This window comes from Enterobacter cloacae complex sp. IR5402 (assembly GCF_049238125.1).
GTDB lineage: Bacteria > Pseudomonadota > Gammaproteobacteria > Enterobacterales > Enterobacteriaceae > Enterobacter > Enterobacter hormaechei_C.
This window is the reverse complement of the sequence record NZ_JBMKHO010000002.1, coordinates 153,592-168,737: the sequence shown is the minus strand read 5'-3', so window position 1 is coordinate 168,737 and position 15,146 is coordinate 153,592. Positions and strand designations below refer to the sequence as shown.

The 15,146-nt window shown below is 55.2% G+C and carries 15 protein-coding genes; 6 read left to right on the top strand and 9 right to left on the bottom strand.

Translation table 11 applies throughout. The features are described 5' to 3' along the window. The first annotated feature begins 27 nt into the window (after positions 1-27). Positions 28-1,023: a bile acid:sodium symporter family protein gene (locus tag ACOTXL_RS04065; RefSeq protein WP_003861330.1), complete on the top strand. Its 996-nt coding sequence runs from the start codon at positions 28-30 to the stop codon at positions 1,021-1,023. On the opposite strand, the gene ACOTXL_RS04060 is transcribed toward ACOTXL_RS04065, so the two are convergent. From ACOTXL_RS04060 to zipA, 3 genes are all read right to left on the bottom strand, one after another. Continuing rightward, positions 1,020-1,235: a DUF3820 family protein gene (locus ACOTXL_RS04060; RefSeq protein WP_045337259.1), complete on the bottom strand. Its 216-nt coding sequence runs from the start codon at positions 1,233-1,235 to the stop codon at positions 1,020-1,022. The two genes, ACOTXL_RS04065 and ACOTXL_RS04060, sit on opposite strands and share 4 nt — an antisense overlap. 1 nt (position 1,236) lies before the next feature. After that, a complete protein-coding gene (gene ligA / locus ACOTXL_RS04055) occupies positions 1,237-3,252 on the bottom strand; it encodes an NAD-dependent DNA ligase LigA (RefSeq protein ID WP_045337258.1) in 2,016 nt (671 codons plus the stop codon). A gap of 68 nt (positions 3,253-3,320) precedes the next feature. Next, positions 3,321-4,316: a cell division protein ZipA gene (gene zipA, locus ACOTXL_RS04050; RefSeq protein WP_045349829.1), complete on the bottom strand. Its 996-nt coding sequence runs from the start codon at positions 4,314-4,316 to the stop codon at positions 3,321-3,323. Positions 4,317-4,545: 229 nt separating this feature from the next. Between zipA and cysZ the strand changes: the two genes are divergently transcribed. The 5 genes from cysZ to crr all read left to right on the top strand — a co-directional run bounded on the left by cysZ (position 4,546) and on the right by crr (position 9,340). Further along, positions 4,546-5,307, top strand: coding sequence for a sulfate transporter CysZ (cysZ, locus tag ACOTXL_RS04045; RefSeq protein WP_003861323.1), 762 nt, complete (start codon positions 4,546-4,548; stop codon positions 5,305-5,307). Between the two features lie 163 nt (positions 5,308-5,470). Further along, positions 5,471-6,442 (top strand): cysteine synthase A, encoded by a 972-nt coding sequence (gene cysK, locus ACOTXL_RS04040; RefSeq protein WP_006811453.1) that lies wholly within the window; start codon positions 5,471-5,473, stop codon positions 6,440-6,442. Positions 6,443-6,759: 317 nt separating this feature from the next. Continuing rightward, positions 6,760-7,017: a phosphocarrier protein Hpr gene (gene ptsH, locus ACOTXL_RS04035; RefSeq protein ID WP_000487600.1), complete on the top strand. Its 258-nt coding sequence runs from the start codon at positions 6,760-6,762 to the stop codon at positions 7,015-7,017. Positions 7,018-7,062: 45 nt separating this feature from the next. After that, positions 7,063-8,790 carry a phosphoenolpyruvate-protein phosphotransferase PtsI gene (gene ptsI / locus ACOTXL_RS04030; protein WP_023314613.1) on the top strand — a complete coding sequence of 576 codons (1,728 nt, stop codon included), beginning with the start codon at positions 7,063-7,065 and terminating at the stop codon, positions 8,788-8,790. Between the two features lie 40 nt (positions 8,791-8,830). Continuing rightward, entirely contained in the window at positions 8,831-9,340 is a 510-nt protein-coding gene (gene crr / locus ACOTXL_RS04025; RefSeq protein WP_003861316.1) for a PTS glucose transporter subunit IIA, read from the top strand. Between the two features lie 44 nt (positions 9,341-9,384). On the opposite strand, the gene pdxK is transcribed toward crr, so the two are convergent. The 6 genes from pdxK to ACOTXL_RS03995 form a co-directional block, all read right to left on the bottom strand. Next, the gene (gene pdxK / locus ACOTXL_RS04020; RefSeq protein WP_003861313.1) at positions 9,385-10,221 is read right to left on the bottom strand and encodes a pyridoxine/pyridoxal/pyridoxamine kinase; all 837 of its coding nucleotides are present in this window, start codon (positions 10,219-10,221) and stop codon (positions 9,385-9,387) included. 5 nt (positions 10,222-10,226) lie between these two features. Then, the gene (cysM, locus tag ACOTXL_RS04015) at positions 10,227-11,138 is read right to left on the bottom strand and encodes a cysteine synthase CysM (RefSeq protein ID WP_045345549.1); all 912 of its coding nucleotides are present in this window, start codon (positions 11,136-11,138) and stop codon (positions 10,227-10,229) included. A 67-nt stretch (positions 11,139-11,205) separates the two neighbouring features. Next, positions 11,206-12,300, bottom strand: a complete 1,095-nt coding sequence (gene cysA / locus ACOTXL_RS04010; protein WP_032659702.1) for a sulfate/thiosulfate ABC transporter ATP-binding protein CysA — start codon at positions 12,298-12,300, stop codon at positions 11,206-11,208. Next, a complete protein-coding gene (cysW, locus tag ACOTXL_RS04005; protein WP_003861305.1) occupies positions 12,290-13,165 on the bottom strand; it encodes a sulfate/thiosulfate ABC transporter permease CysW in 876 nt (291 codons plus the stop codon). Before cysW ends, cysA begins: the two co-directional genes overlap by 11 nt. Then, on the bottom strand, positions 13,165-13,998 hold the full coding sequence (gene cysT / locus ACOTXL_RS04000; protein WP_045330438.1) for a sulfate/thiosulfate ABC transporter permease CysT: 834 nt from the start codon (positions 13,996-13,998) through the stop codon (positions 13,165-13,167). Before cysT ends, cysW begins: the two co-directional genes overlap by 1 nt. Next, the gene (locus ACOTXL_RS03995; protein ID WP_045349827.1) at positions 13,998-15,011 is read right to left on the bottom strand and encodes a sulfate ABC transporter substrate-binding protein; all 1,014 of its coding nucleotides are present in this window, start codon (positions 15,009-15,011) and stop codon (positions 13,998-14,000) included. The genes cysT and ACOTXL_RS03995 overlap by 1 nt, the downstream gene beginning before the upstream one ends. Positions 15,012-15,146: the final 135 nt, after the last annotated feature.

Genomic DNA, 15,146 nt, shown 5'->3' with positions numbered 1-15,146 from the left:
TAGCGGCATCTGTTTTCAGGAGTGATTATGAAACTTTTTCGTATCCTTGATCCGTTTACGCTGACCCTGATTGGTGTCGTCTTGCTGGCCTCGTTCTTCCCGGCGCGGGGCAGTTTCGTTCCGGTTATTGAAGGACTGACCACGGCAGCTATTGCCCTGCTGTTCTTTATGCATGGCGCCAAACTCTCCCGGGAAGCCATTATTGCAGGCGGTAGCCACTGGCGACTGCATCTGTGGGTAATGTGCAGCACTTTTATCCTCTTCCCGGTTCTGGGCGTGCTGTTCGCCTGGTGGGCGCCGGTGAATGTCGATCCGGCGCTGTATACCGGTTTCCTTTATCTGTGCATTTTGCCGGCCACCGTGCAGTCTGCAATTGCCTTTACCTCGCTGGCGGGCGGTAACGTCGCGGCGGCGGTTTGTTCTGCTTCCGCTTCCAGCCTGCTCGGGATCTTTGTTTCACCGCTGCTGGTCGGTCTGCTGATGAACATGCACGGGGCGGAAGGCAATCTGGAGCAGGTGGGTAAAATTTGTCTGCAACTGCTGCTGCCGTTTGTGCTCGGACACTTATCCCGTCCCTGGATTGGGGAGTTTGTGGCGAAACATAAAAAATGGATCGGGAAAACGGACCAAAGCTCCATTCTGCTGGTGGTTTACACGGCCTTCAGCGAAGCCGTGGTGAACGGCATCTGGCACAGGGTGGGTGCTGGATCGCTGCTGTTTATTGTGGTGGTAAGCATCGTTCTGCTGGCCATTGTCATCGCGGTTAACGTCTTTGTGGCCCGCAAATGCGGCTTCAACAAGGCCGATGAAATCACCATTGTATTTTGCGGATCGAAAAAGAGCCTGGCCAACGGGATCCCAATGGCCAATATTCTTTTCCCGACGTCTGTCATTGGGATGATGGTGTTGCCGCTGATGATTTTCCATCAGATCCAGCTGATGGTGTGTGCGGTACTGGCGCGGCGTTACAAGGCGCAGACGGAAAAGCTGGCGCAGGAAGAGACCCACGCCGCGAAAGTTTAAGGACGTTTCAGGGGCTGAACCAGCTTGGTCAGCCCCTCTGTTTTGATCAGTAACGTGATAGCCATCAGCTCGCCCAGACGCCCGGCGGGGAACTCATCCTTACGGGCAAACCACAGCAGATACTCTTCCGGTAAATCAATCAGCCTGCGACCCTTATATTTACCGAACGGCATCTCCGTATTGGCGATCTCAACGAGCTGCTCTTTTTCCACGTCACTCTCCTAACAGGCGCATCATTTCCGCTTCGTCGATTATCTCGATGCCAAGCTCCTGCGCTTTTGCCAGCTTCGAACCGGCCGCTTCCCCGGCAATCACCAGGTCGGTTTTCTTCGATACGCTGCCCGCCACTTTTGCCCCCAGCGCCACCAGGCGCGCTTTCGCGTCATCGCGCGAGAGTTGGCTCAGGCTGCCGGTCAGCACCACCGTTTTACCGGCAAACGGGCTGTCGATCTCTTCGGCATTAACCACTACTGGTGCAGGCCAGTGAATGCCCTGTTCCAGTAATTTACCGATCACTTCACGGTTGCTCTCTTCGGCGAAGAAGTTGAAGACGTGGGTGGCGACCACAATGCCGACATCAGGAACTTTCTGTAGCTCGTCGATGGTGGCTTTCTCCAGCGCGTCCAGCGTGCCGAAATACGCCGCCAGCCCTGCCGCCGTCGCCTCTCCGACCTCACGAATGCCGAGCGCGTAAAGGAAACGGGCAAAGGTGGTGTTTTTGGCCGCCTCGAGCGCGTTAACGATGTTCTGGGCAGATTTCGGTCCCATACGATCAAGACCGGTCAGCTTACCTGCCGTCAGGGTAAAGAGGTCCGCAGGCGTATGGACGTACTCTTTCTCAACTAACTGGTCGATAATCTTGTCACCCATTCCGTCCACATCCAACGCCCGGCGGGAGACGAAGTGCTTCAGGGACTCTTTACGCTGCGCGCCGCAGATTAACCCGCCCGTACAGCGCGTTACCGCTTCACCTTCCACGCGCTCAACGTCAGAACCACATACCGGACAGTGGGCTGGAAACTCGATGGCACGGGTGTCGGCAGGACGTTCAGACTCCACGACGTTAACCACCTGTGGGATCACATCACCCGCGCGGCGAATCACCACTTTGTCACCAATTCGCAGCCCCAGACGCGCAATTTCATCGGCGTTATGCAGCGTGGCGTTACTTACCAGCACGCCAGCCACCTGCACAGGCTCCAGACGCGCCACAGGCGTAATGGCCCCCGTACGTCCGACCTGAAACTCCACGTCGCGAACGAAGGTCATCTGCTCTTGCGCCGGAAACTTAAAGGCCACCGCCCAGCGTGGCGCACGGGCCACAAATCCCAACTGTTCCTGCAACGCCAGCGAATTAACCTTGATCACCACGCCGTCAATATCAAACCCGAGCGTGGGACGAGCTTCTTCAACCTTGTGATAGAACGCCAGCACCGCCTCCGGAGAGTCGCAGAGCTGCACGCGGTTGCTTACCGGTAATCCCCACTCTTTGAACTGCATTAAACGACCCAGGTGGGTATCTGGCAGGTCACCGCCTTCCAGGATCCCGACGCCGTAGCAGAAGAAAGTAAGCGGTCGCTTCGCGGTGATACGCGGATCGAGCTGACGCAGCGAACCCGCCGCCGCGTTACGCGGGTTAGCAAACACTTTCCCGCCGGTACGACGCGCTTCTTCGTTGATCTTCTCGAAGCCCGCCTGCGGAAGGAACACTTCCCCGCGCACTTCCAGCCGGGCGGGAATGTTATCGCCACGCAGTTTCAGCGGGATCGCACGAATAGTGCGCACATTGGTGGTGATGTCTTCCCCGGTAGTGCCGTCGCCGCGCGTTGCGGCACGCACCATCACGCCGTTCTCATAAAGAATACTGACGGCCAGACCATCCAGCTTTAGCTCGCAGCACCAGCTCAGATTGTCGACGCTCTTCAGGCGATCCTGCACGCGCTTGTTGAAAGCCAGAAAACTCTCTTCATCAAACACGTTATCCAGCGACAGCATCGGCACTTCGTGGCGCACCTGGCTGAAAGCGCCCAGCGGTTCCGCACCGACGCGCTGCGTTGGAGAATCGGGCGTAATCAGTTCGGGGTGCTGCGCTTCCAGCTCGCGCAGTTCACGCATCAGGCGGTCATACTCCGCATCCGGCACTTCCGGTGCGTCCATAACATGATAGAGATATTCATGATGGCGAAGCGTGGTTCGCAGTTCAGTAAGTTGTTGTTCGATTGAGTCCATATCGCACCATCAATGAGAAAAACCCCCGACAGGCGGGGGTTGAGGAGGAGTTGAAGTTAACGCGACGATTACGCGTTCGCTTCCTTAACTTCGCGGATGCGGTCCTGATACTCGCGCAGTTTCTGCGGCGTCATCATTCGACGCTGATCGTCGAGCACCACACCGCCCACTTCGTCGGCGATGTGCTGAGCGGACTGTAGCATCAGCTTAAAGTTTTGCAGCTCGTCACCGTAGGACGGCACCTGCATAAAGATCGTAACGCCTGGCGTGACGAAATCACCGGTCATTTCCGGGTCAAACGTGCCTGGATTGACCATATTGGCCAGGCTGAACAGCGCCGGACCGCTGCCGTCAGGACTCAGGTGGCGATGGAAAATATTCATGTCGCCGAACTTGAAGCCTGCCTGTTGGATGCTGTTAAGCAGCACATCACCGTTCAGATGGGTGCCATGATGAGCAGCCACGTTCATAATGATCACCGCTTCTTTACGCTGCGGCTTTTCAACAACCGGTTCTGGCTCTGCAACCGGCTCTGGCTCAGCGCGCGGGGCGGGCTGTGGCGCAGGCGGTTCAGGCTGCGGCTGCGGTTGTTGTACCGGCTGCGGCTGCTGAACAGGCTGTGGCTGATGCACTGGCTGTGCAGGCTGTTGGACAGGTTGCGGCTGTACAGGCTGTGGCGCAACGGGCTGCTGTTGCACAGGCTGGTGCGGCGGATGACGAACAGGTTCTTCCACTGGCGGCGGCGCTGGCTGGCGCTGCTGGGCAGAGGCATACGGTGGTTGATACTGGTGCTGCGGAGCGCGGGGGGCTTCATGCTCTCCATGCGCTGCGCCGGGCGCAGTATTGACCCGATGAACACGAACTTCACCCACGCCGTCGTCGTCAAGACCGTCGATGTCGTCTTCAACGTCATCGTCGTCACGACTGGACTTCATGCGCTTCAGTGGACGATCGCGAAACATAGAGGAACGCTCTTTACGGCTGGTCCAGAAACCATGTACCAGTAAAGCGATTATGGCGATCGCGCCAACAATGATTAATATCAGACGCAAATCCTGCATCATTATATTCTCTGTTGTTCTAACACCTTGCCACCACGGCAAACATTTACTCACTAAGAGTATTTGCCGTTTACGTCAAGTGCAAGTGTATGCAGAGCATTCACAGCATAAAGATGAACTAAATCGTGCTTTTTGCTGGTTTTTCGAACATTTCCGAACTGGTCATTGGCCCGTAACTGGATAATATAGGCGGGCAATTCCACTGGTTGTGTAAAAAGGAGTACAGCCTGGTATGGTTTCAACATCTTCTTCTGCCCCACGCAGCGGGGTCTGGTACTTTTCTCAGGGCTGGAAACTGGTCTCCCTGCCGGGCATTCGACGCTTCGTTATTTTGCCGTTACTGATCAACATTATTCTGATGGGCGGGGCCTTCTGGTGGCTGTTCACCAGACTGGAAACGTGGATCCCTTCCCTGATGAGCTATGTGCCGGACTGGTTACAGTGGCTAGACTACCTGCTCTGGCCGATTGCGGTTATCTCCGTGCTGCTGGTTTTCGGCTATTTCTTTTCGACGATAGCAAACTGGATAGCCGCGCCGTTCAACGGTCTGCTGGCCGAACAGCTTGAAGCGCGCCTGACCGGTGCGACGCCACCTGACACGGGCGTATTGGGGCTCGTGAAAGATCTCCCCCGCATCATGAAGCGTGAATGGCAGAAGTTCGCCTGGTACCTGCCGCGGGCGATTGTGCTGCTTATCCTTTATTTTGTACCCGGGATTGGCCAGACGGTCGCGCCCGTGCTGTGGTTCCTGTTCAGCGCCTGGATGCTCGCTATCCAGTACTGTGATTATCCGTTCGATAACCACAAAGTGCCGTTTAAAGAGATGCGCACTGCCCTGCGCACTCAGAAGGTTGCCAATATGCAGTTTGGCGCGCTGACCAGCCTGTTTACCATGATCCCTTTCCTGAATTTGTTCATCATGCCCGTTGCCGTATGCGGCGCGACGGCGATGTGGGTGGACTGCTACCGTGCTAAGCACGCGTTATGGAAGTAATGCAAAAATGTGTAAAAGAGGGGTGGCTTATGCCGCCCCTTATTCCATACTGATCCCCATTATTTCCTTGCAGCATATAGATATGCGATTTCCTTACTTCCCCATACCTGTTCAACAGGTATGCTGGGTCGGTATCCCAATTTCATACAGTTAAGGACAGGCCATGAGTAAGATTTATGAAGACAACTCGCTGACTATCGGTCATACGCCCCTGGTTCGACTGAACCGTATCGGTAATGGACGCATTCTGGCGAAGGTCGAATCTCGTAACCCAAGCTTCAGCGTTAAATGCCGTATCGGTGCGAATATGATTTGGGATGCTGAAAAGCGTGGCGTGCTGAAACCTGGCGTTGAGCTGGTTGAACCCACCAGCGGCAATACCGGTATCGCTCTGGCCTATGTTGCGGCGGCGCGTGGCTATAAGCTGACGCTGACTATGCCTGAAACCATGAGCATTGAGCGTCGTAAGCTGCTGAAAGCGCTGGGTGCGAACCTGGTCCTGACCGAAGGCGCGAAAGGCATGAAGGGCGCGATTCAGAAGGCCGAAGAAATCGTCGCCAGCGATCCTGCAAAATATCTGCTGCTCCAGCAGTTCAGCAACCCGGCCAACCCGGAAATTCATGAGAAAACCACCGGCCCGGAAATCTGGGAAGATACCGACGGTCAGGTTGATGTGTTTATCTCCGGCGTAGGCACCGGCGGTACGCTGACCGGGGTGTCTCGCTATATTAAAGGCACGAAAGGTAAAAAAGATCTGATTACCGTTGCCGTTGAGCCAACCGACTCGCCGGTTATCGCTCAGGCGCTGGCAGGCGAAGAGATCAAACCAGGTCCGCACAAAATCCAGGGTATCGGGGCTGGCTTTATTCCAGGCAACCTCGATCTGAAGCTGATCGATAAAGTGGTCGCCATCACCAATGAAGAAGCCATCTCTACGGCGCGTCGCCTGATGGACGAGGAAGGCATTCTGGCGGGTATCTCTTCCGGTGCGGCGGTTGCGGCAGCGCTCAAACTGCTGGAAGACGAAACCTTTACCAATAAGAACATTGTGGTTATCCTACCGTCTTCGGGTGAGCGTTACTTAAGCACAGCACTGTTTGCCGATCTCTTCACAGAGAAAGAACTGCAACAGTGATGCCAGCATGTTAAAAACGCGTAAAAAAGCACCTTTTCAGGTGCTTTTTTGTGGCCTGCTTCAAAGTTTTACCCCTCCTGGCATTGCTTCACCCCGTTGGGTCTGGTATTTAAACCAGCAATTATTTTGATGCGCGAAATTAATCGGTGAACGAAATAGCGCTGCTGAATCGATTTTATGATTTGGTTCAAGTCTTGCTTTCACTGCATAATGTTTAATGACGATTGAAACGTCAGCGCTAACTATACAGGCTAAAGTTAAGTCGCCAGGCTAGACTTTAGTTCCACAACACTAAACCTATAAGTTGGGGAAATACAATGTTCCAGCAAGAAGTTACCATTACCGCTCCGAACGGTCTGCACACCCGCCCTGCTGCTCAGTTTGTTAAAGAAGCGAAAGGCTTCACTTCTGAAATCACTGTGACTTCCAACGGCAAAAGCGCTAGCGCAAAAAGCCTGTTCAAGCTGCAAACTCTGGGCCTGACTCAGGGTACCGTTGTTACCATCTCCGCTGAAGGTGAAGACGAGCAGAAAGCAGTTGAGCATCTGGTTAAGCTGATGGCTGAACTCGAGTAAGTTTACCGGGTTCTTTTCAATATCAGTCACAAGTAAGGTAGGGTTATGATTTCAGGCATTTTAGCATCCCCGGGTATCGCTTTCGGCAAAGCATTGCTGCTGAAAGAAGACGAAATCGTCATTGACCGGAAAAAAATTTCTGCCGACAAGGTTGATCAGGAAGTTGAACGTTTTCTGAGCGGTCGTGCCAAGGCATCTGCGCAACTGGAAGCGATTAAAACTAAAGCTGGCGAAACTTTCGGTGAAGAAAAAGAAGCCATCTTCGAAGGGCACATTATGCTGCTCGAAGATGAGGAGCTGGAGCAGGAAATCATAGCCCTGATTAAAGATAAAGGCATGACGGCCGACGCGGCTGCGCATGAAGTTATCGAAGGTCAGGCATCTGCCCTGGAAGAGCTGGACGATGAATACCTGAAAGAGCGTGCGGCTGACGTACGTGACATCGGTAAGCGCCTGCTGCGCAACATCCTGGGTCTGGCCATCATCGATCTGAGCGCGATTCAGGACGAAGTGATCCTGGTTGCCGCTGACCTGACCCCGTCTGAAACCGCACAGCTGAACCTGAACAAGGTGCTGGGTTTCATTACTGATGCAGGTGGACGTACTTCCCACACCTCTATCATGGCGCGTTCTCTGGAGCTGCCAGCCATTGTGGGTACCGGTAGCGTTACCTCTCAGGTTAAAAACGACGACTATCTGATTCTGGATGCCGTAAACAATGTGGTTTACGTCAACCCAACTAACGATGTGATCGAGCAACTGCGCGCCGTTCAGGAGCAGGTTGCTACCGAGAAAGCGGAACTCGCTAAACTGAAAGATCTGCCAGCCATCACGCTGGACGGCCATCAGGTTGAAGTGTGCGCTAACATCGGTACCGTACGTGACGTTGACGGCGCTGAGCGCAACGGCGCGGAAGGTGTGGGTCTGTATCGTACTGAATTCCTGTTCATGGATCGCGACGCTCTGCCAACGGAAGAAGAGCAGTTTGCAGCGTACAAAGCGGTTGCGGAAGCGTGCGGCTCGCAGGCGGTTATCGTCCGTACCATGGACATCGGTGGCGACAAAGAGCTGCCGTACATGAACTTCCCGAAAGAAGAGAACCCGTTCCTGGGCTGGCGTGCCGTGCGTATCGCCATGGATCGCAAAGAGATCCTGCGTGACCAGGTTCGCGCTATTCTGCGTGCCTCCGCTTTCGGTAAACTGCGCATCATGTTCCCGATGATCATCTCTGTTGAAGAAGTGCGTGCACTGAAGAAAGAGATCGAAATCTACAAACAGGAACTGCGCGACGAAGGTAAAGCATTTGACGAATCCATTGAGATCGGCGTGATGGTGGAAACACCGGCAGCCGCGACCATTGCGCGTCATTTAGCCAAAGAAGTTGATTTCTTTAGTATCGGTACCAATGATTTAACGCAGTACACCCTGGCAGTTGACCGTGGTAATGATATGATTTCACATCTCTACCAGCCAATGTCACCGTCCGTACTGAATTTGATCAAGCAAGTTATTGATGCTTCTCATGCAGAAGGTAAATGGACTGGCATGTGTGGTGAGCTTGCAGGCGACGAACGTGCTACACTTCTGTTGCTGGGTATGGGTCTGGACGAATTCTCTATGAGCGCCATTTCCATCCCGCGCATTAAGAAGATTATCCGTAACACGAACTTCGAAGATGCGAAGGTGTTAGCAGAGCAGGCTCTTGCTCAACCGACAACGGACGAGTTAATGACGCTGGTTAACAAGTTCATTGAAGAAAAAACAATCTGCTAATCCACGAGATGCGGCCCAATTTACTGCTTAGGAGAAGATCATGGGTTTGTTCGATAAACTGAAATCTCTGGTTTCTGATGACAAGAAAGACTCCGGAACTATTGAGATTGTTGCTCCGCTCTCCGGCGAGATCGTCAACATCGAAGACGTGCCGGATGTAGTGTTTGCTGAGAAAATCGTTGGTGATGGCATTGCTATCAAACCAACTGGCAACAAAATGGTTGCTCCAGTTGACGGCACCATCGGTAAAATTTTTGAAACCAACCATGCGTTCTCTATCGAATCCGATAGCGGTATCGAACTGTTCGTTCACTTCGGTATCGACACCGTTGAACTGAAAGGCGAAGGCTTCAAACGTATCGCGGAAGAAGGCCAGCGTGTTAAAGTTGGCGACCCGGTAATTGAATTCGATCTGCCACTGCTGGAAGAAAAAGCGAAGTCTACCCTGACTCCGGTTGTTATCTCCAACATGGACGAAATCAAAGAACTGATCAAACTGTCTGGCAGCGTTACCGTGGGTGAAACCCCGGTTATCCGCATCAAGAAGTAATTCTTGCCGCACGGTAAAATGGCGCCTTCGGGCGCCATTTTTGTTTATGCAGGCAGGATAAGCTCGTCATAGCCTTTCGACTGCGTATAGATCATCACGTCAGTCACCCTGTCGCCCGCCATGCGAATGGCGTCGGCCACGGTTTTACCCCCGACGATACCGCTCACCAGCTCCGAACAGAACAGATCCCCCGTCCCTTTCAGATCCGTCTCTACGCGCGGGTGCGCGCTAACGGTAACACCTTCTTCGCTCACCAGCACGACGTGGATATTCTGCGGATCGTCAGCCACTGGCGCACTAGTGATAGCCACCCATTTCAGCGAGTTGGACAGCAGCCCCTGCGCGGCGGCAATGGCGCTCTCCGGCGTACGGCACGGTTTGCCGCTCAGCACTTCCAGTTCATACACGTTGGGCGTAATGCCCTGGGCCAGCGGGAGCAGATGTTCACGGTAGGCTTCAGGAATATCCGGCTTCACGTACATCCCGCTGTCGATATCCCCGATTACCGGGTCAACCAGCACCAGCAGATCGGGATGTTGCACTTTGATCGCCTTCAGCCACTGCGCCAGCAGCACGATCTGGCTGGCACTGCCCATATACCCGGTTGTCACCGCTTTTAACTCGCGTAAAATCTCACGCTCTTCCAGCGCCTTCAGGTAGCCGCTGAACCACTCGTCCGGGATCACCCCGCCGTAGAAGGTGTCGTAGTGTGGCGTATTGCTGAACAGCACCGTCGGCACGGCGGTAACGTTCAGCCGGTGGGTGCGAATATTCGGCACCGCGATGCTGTTTCCCACGCTGCCGTACACCACCTGCGACTGTACGGCGACAATATCGGTTTGCTGCGCCCGGGTGTTATCCCGGAATAAAATCATCTCCATGACGCTTAAATCCCCGCCCCCTGCGAATAACTCTCTTCACCAAAGACGCCGGTAGACAGGTAACGGTCGCCGCGATCGCAAATAATCGCTACGACCACCGATCCCGGCGTGGACTCAGCCACCCGGATCGCGCCCGCTACGGCACCGCCAGAGCTGACGCCGCAGAAGATGCCTTCACGTACGGCCAGCTCACGCATGGTATTTTCCGCCTCGCGCTGATGAATATCCAGCACCTGGTCCACAAGCTGCGCATTAAAGATGCCCGGCATATACTCCGCCGGCCAGCGGCGGATGCCCGGAATACTGCTCCCCTCTTCCGGTTGCAGGCCGACAATCGTCACTGGCTTATCCTGTTCACGCAGAAAGCGTGACACACCGGTGATCGTGCCCGTGGTCCCCATGCTGGAGACAAAGTGGGTGATGCGCCCGGCGGTTTGCTGCCAGATTTCCGGGCCGGTGGTGGTGTAGTGCGCGTACGGGTTGTCCGGGTTATTAAACTGGTCGAGCAGCTTGCCTTCCCCGCGCTCCGCCATCGCTAACGCTAAATCTCGCGCCCCTTCCATCCCCTGCTCTTTGCTCACCAGAATCAGCTCGGCTCCATAGGCGCGCATGGCGGCACGGCGCTCCTGGCTCATATTATCCGGCATCAGCAGCTTCATACGATAGCCTTTTAGGGCGGCTATCATCGCCAGTGCGATACCGGTGTTACCGCTGGTGGCTTCGATCAGCACATCGCCGGGCTTTATCTCGCCGCGCTTTTCGGCCTGAACAATCATCGACAGCGCCGCCCGGTCTTTCACCGACCCCGCCGGGTTATTGCCTTCAAGTTTGACCCAGATTTCGCTGCCGTTGTCACACCCCATGCGCTGAAGTTTGACCAGAGGGGTGTTGCCGATGGTGTGTTCGAGTGTATTCACGATTTTTACTCAATAAAAAGCCCGGTAAGCATCACGCCACCGGGCGAAAAACATACTCAATAACCTATCAGGCTGACTCCGCCAGAGCAATATCCTCGCGCGTCTCGATGCGCTCGTTGCCGTGATAAATGCGCGCGTGTTGCAGCCCCACAAACAGGCGTTCCCCCCGGTGCGGCGGCTCGTCGTCACGCATAACCACGGTCAGCGGCTCGGTGTACCAGCCCAGGGGCTGTACCACTAATTGGGTGTAGTGACCTTTAGGGCTAGCTTCCAGCACCTGCACCGGAAGCGGTGAATCCAGGCTGGTACGGCGGCTGACGTCCACTTCCCACGGACGCAGGAATAGATCCACCGGCCCCTGATGCGCGGAGGTATACCCCAGCGGCCAGCGGTGCGCGCCAACGTGGAACTGACCGCCGCGAATGGTGCCCTGAAGGCGGTTTACTTCTCCCATAAACTCCAGCACAAAGCGGGTCGCCGGTTCACGCCAGAGCTGCTCTGGCTCGTCAACCTGCTCAATGTTGCCCTGACTCATTACCACCACGCGGTCGGCCACTTCCATCGCCTCTTCCTGATCGTGGGTCACGAAAACGCTGGTGAACTGGAGTTCCTCATGCAGCTGACGCAGCCAACGACGCAGCTCTTTTCGCACCTGCGCATCCAGCGCGCCAAACGGTTCGTCCAGTAGCAGGATTTGCGGTTCAACGGCTAACGCACGCGCCAGCGCCACGCGCTGCTTCTGCCCGCCGGAAAGCTGAGCCGGGAAGCGGTCCGCCAGATGTGCAAGCTGCACCATCTCCAGCAGTTTGGTCACTTTCGCTTTGATGGCGGCGGCATCTGGACGTTCACGACGCGGCAGCACGGTCAGGCCAAACGCAATGTTGTCGAATACCGTCATGTGGCGGAACAGCGCGTAATGCTGGAATACAAAGCCCACTTTACGGTCGCGGGCATGCAGGCGGCTCACGTCCGTACCGTGGAAGCGGATATGTCCGCTGGTCTGGTGCTCAAGCCCGGCGATAATACGCAGCAGCGTGGTTTTACCGGAGCCAGACGGCCCCAGCAGCGCCACCATTTGTCCGGAAGGGATATCCAGCGAGATATCATTCAGCACCTGGGTGCGACCAAAAGACTTCTTAATATTGGCAATCTCAATGCTCATGATTTCCCTCCTGATGCTGACGTTTTTCCTGATTCTCTAAACGCCACTGCACCACACTCTTCAAAAACAGGGTCAAAATGGCCATCAGCGTCAGCAACGCTGCGGCAGTAAAGGAACCGACAGTGTTGTAGTCCTGTTCCAGTAATTCAATCTGTAACGGCAGCGACAGGGTTTCGCCGCGAATCGAGCCGGATACTACCGACACCGCGCCAAACTCACCGATCGCACGGGCGTTGGTCAGCACCACGCCGTAAAGCAGTGCCCAGCGGATATTCGGCAGCGTGACGCGGCGGAACATCTGCCAGCCGGAAGCGCCGAGCAGCACCGCGGCTTCATCTTCATGGCTGCCCTGGCTGAGCATCACTGGCACCAGCTCGCGCACCACGAACGGACAGGTGACAAAGACGGTCACCAGCACCATCCCCGGCCAGGCGAACATGATTTGCAGGTCGTGTTCATCCAGCCAGCCGCCCAGCGGGCCATTGGAGCCGTAGAAGAGCAGATAAACCAGACCCGCCACCACAGGAGACACCGCAAACGGGATATCCAGCAGGGTCAGCAGCAGCTGACGCCCCGGGAAGTTAAAGCGCGTTACCAGCCAGGCCAGCAATACGCCAAACACCAGATTCACCGGGACAGTGATCAGGGCAATCATCACCGTCAGCCAGATGGCGTGGAGCATGTCCGGATCGGCCAGATTTTGCAGCGCGGGCATAATCCCTTTGCTGAAGGCCTGTACGAAGATGTACACCATCGGCACGACGAGAATGAATGCGGAGACCAGCACGCCGGTACCAATCAGAAACCATTTGCCCCAGTTGATGCGGGGCGCGTCATAGCGCTTCAATTGCGTAACTTCCGCCATCAGTGACCTACCACACGTCGACCAAAGCGACTTTGCAGAGTGTTAATCGAAAACAGTAGCAGCAGCGACGCGGCAAGGATCACCGAGGCAATCGCGCTCGCGGCCGGATAATCAAACTCCTGCAAACGGACAAAAATCATCAGCGAGGTCACTTCGGTTTTCCACGCGATGTTCCCGGCGATAAAAATGACCGCGCCAAATTCACCGAGGCTGCGGGTAAAGGAGAGCGCCACCCCCGCCAGCAAGGCCGGAGAAAGTTCCGGCAGAACAACCTTACGGAAACTCTGCCAGCGCGTGGCGCCCAGGGTTTCCGCGGCCTCTTCGTATTCGGGTCCTAACTCTTCCAGCACCGGCTGCACGGTACGCACCACAAACGGGATGCTGGTAAAGGCCATCGCCACCGCGATACCGAGCCAGGTATAGGTCACTTTGATATCAAACTTCGCCAGCCACTCACCGTAAAAGCCGTTCACGGAAAACAGCGACGCCAGCGTCAAACCGGCCACTGCCGTCGGCAGGGCAAAGGGCAGATCCATCAACGCGTCGAGCAGCGTGCGGCCCGGGAAGCGATAGCGGGTTAAGATCCACGCCATCAGCAGGCCAAACACGCCGTTAAAAATCGAGGCCACGAACGCAGACAGTAGCGTGACCTTATAGGCCGCCACCACCTGAGGATTGGTGACCACTTCCCAGTACTGGGACCAGCTCATCTCAGAGAGCTGCATCACCAGAGCGCTGAGCGGTAACAATAAAATCAGACAGACGAACAGCAGGCTGGTCCCGAGGCTTAAGGTAAAACCCGGCAGCACACGTCTTGTTGATCCTGCAAACATTACTTACGCCCCGCCGCCAGCAATTTGTCTAACTCACCGCCGCTGGCAAAATGCGTTTTCATCACCTCAGGCCAGGCACCGAAATGGTCTTCCACGCGGAACAGCTCGGTCTGCGGGAATTTGTCTTTCAGCTTGTTCATCACGTCCGGATTATTAACGCGGTAGTAATAGTCAGTAATCACCGTCTGCGCCTGCGGGCTGTACAGATAGTTGAGATAGGCTTTTGCCGCTTTATCAGTGCCGTTGGCTTTGACGTTTTTATCCACCCACGCCACCGGGAACTCGGCCAGAATGTTGGTTTTCGGGATAACCACTTCGAAGCCCTGCGCTTCGTACTGTTTACGAATATTGTTCACTTCGGATTCAAAGCTGATCAGCACGTCGCCCAGCCCGCGCTCGGCGAAAGTGGTGGTTGCGCCCCGGCCGCCGGTATCAAACACCTCGACGTTTTTCAGGAACTGGGTCATAAACTGTTCGGTTTTCGCTTTATCGTTACCGTCAGCTTTGTCCGCCGCGCCCCACGCCGCCAGATAGGTGTAACGTGCGTTGCCGGAGGTTTTCGGATTCGGGAAGATCAGCTTGACGTCAGAACGCACCAGGTCGTTCCAGTCGTGTATGTTTTTCGGGTTGCCCTTGCGCACCAGGAAGCCCATGGTGGAGTAGAACGGCGAACTGTTGTTCGGCAGGCGGCTTTGCCAGTCCGCCGGGATCAGCTTGCCTTTGTCGTGCAGGATCTGCACATCCGTGACCTGGTTGTAGGTCACCACGTCCGCTTTCAGCCCCTGCAAAATGGCCAGCGCCTGCTTGGATGAGCCAGCGTGCGACTGTTTGATGGTCAGCTTGTCGCCGTTGTTCTCTTTCGCCCACTGCTGTTCAAATGCGGGATTAAGGGAGGCAAACAGCTCGCGCGAAACATCATAAGAACTGTTCAGCAACTCGGTTGCCTGCGCCTGCGCCACCAGCAGTAAACCTGCCAGTGCCAGCGATCCTTTTTTCAGTACAGTAACGGCCATTGCGCACCCTTATAAATGTGATGACTATCTTATAGTCATAATATTTATAACGGAGTCTAAAGGAGTAACGGTTTTATATACCGTTTGGTGATTTAGAAGCAGAAAAGGGAATAAGGGTGCGAGAGAAATTGCCGG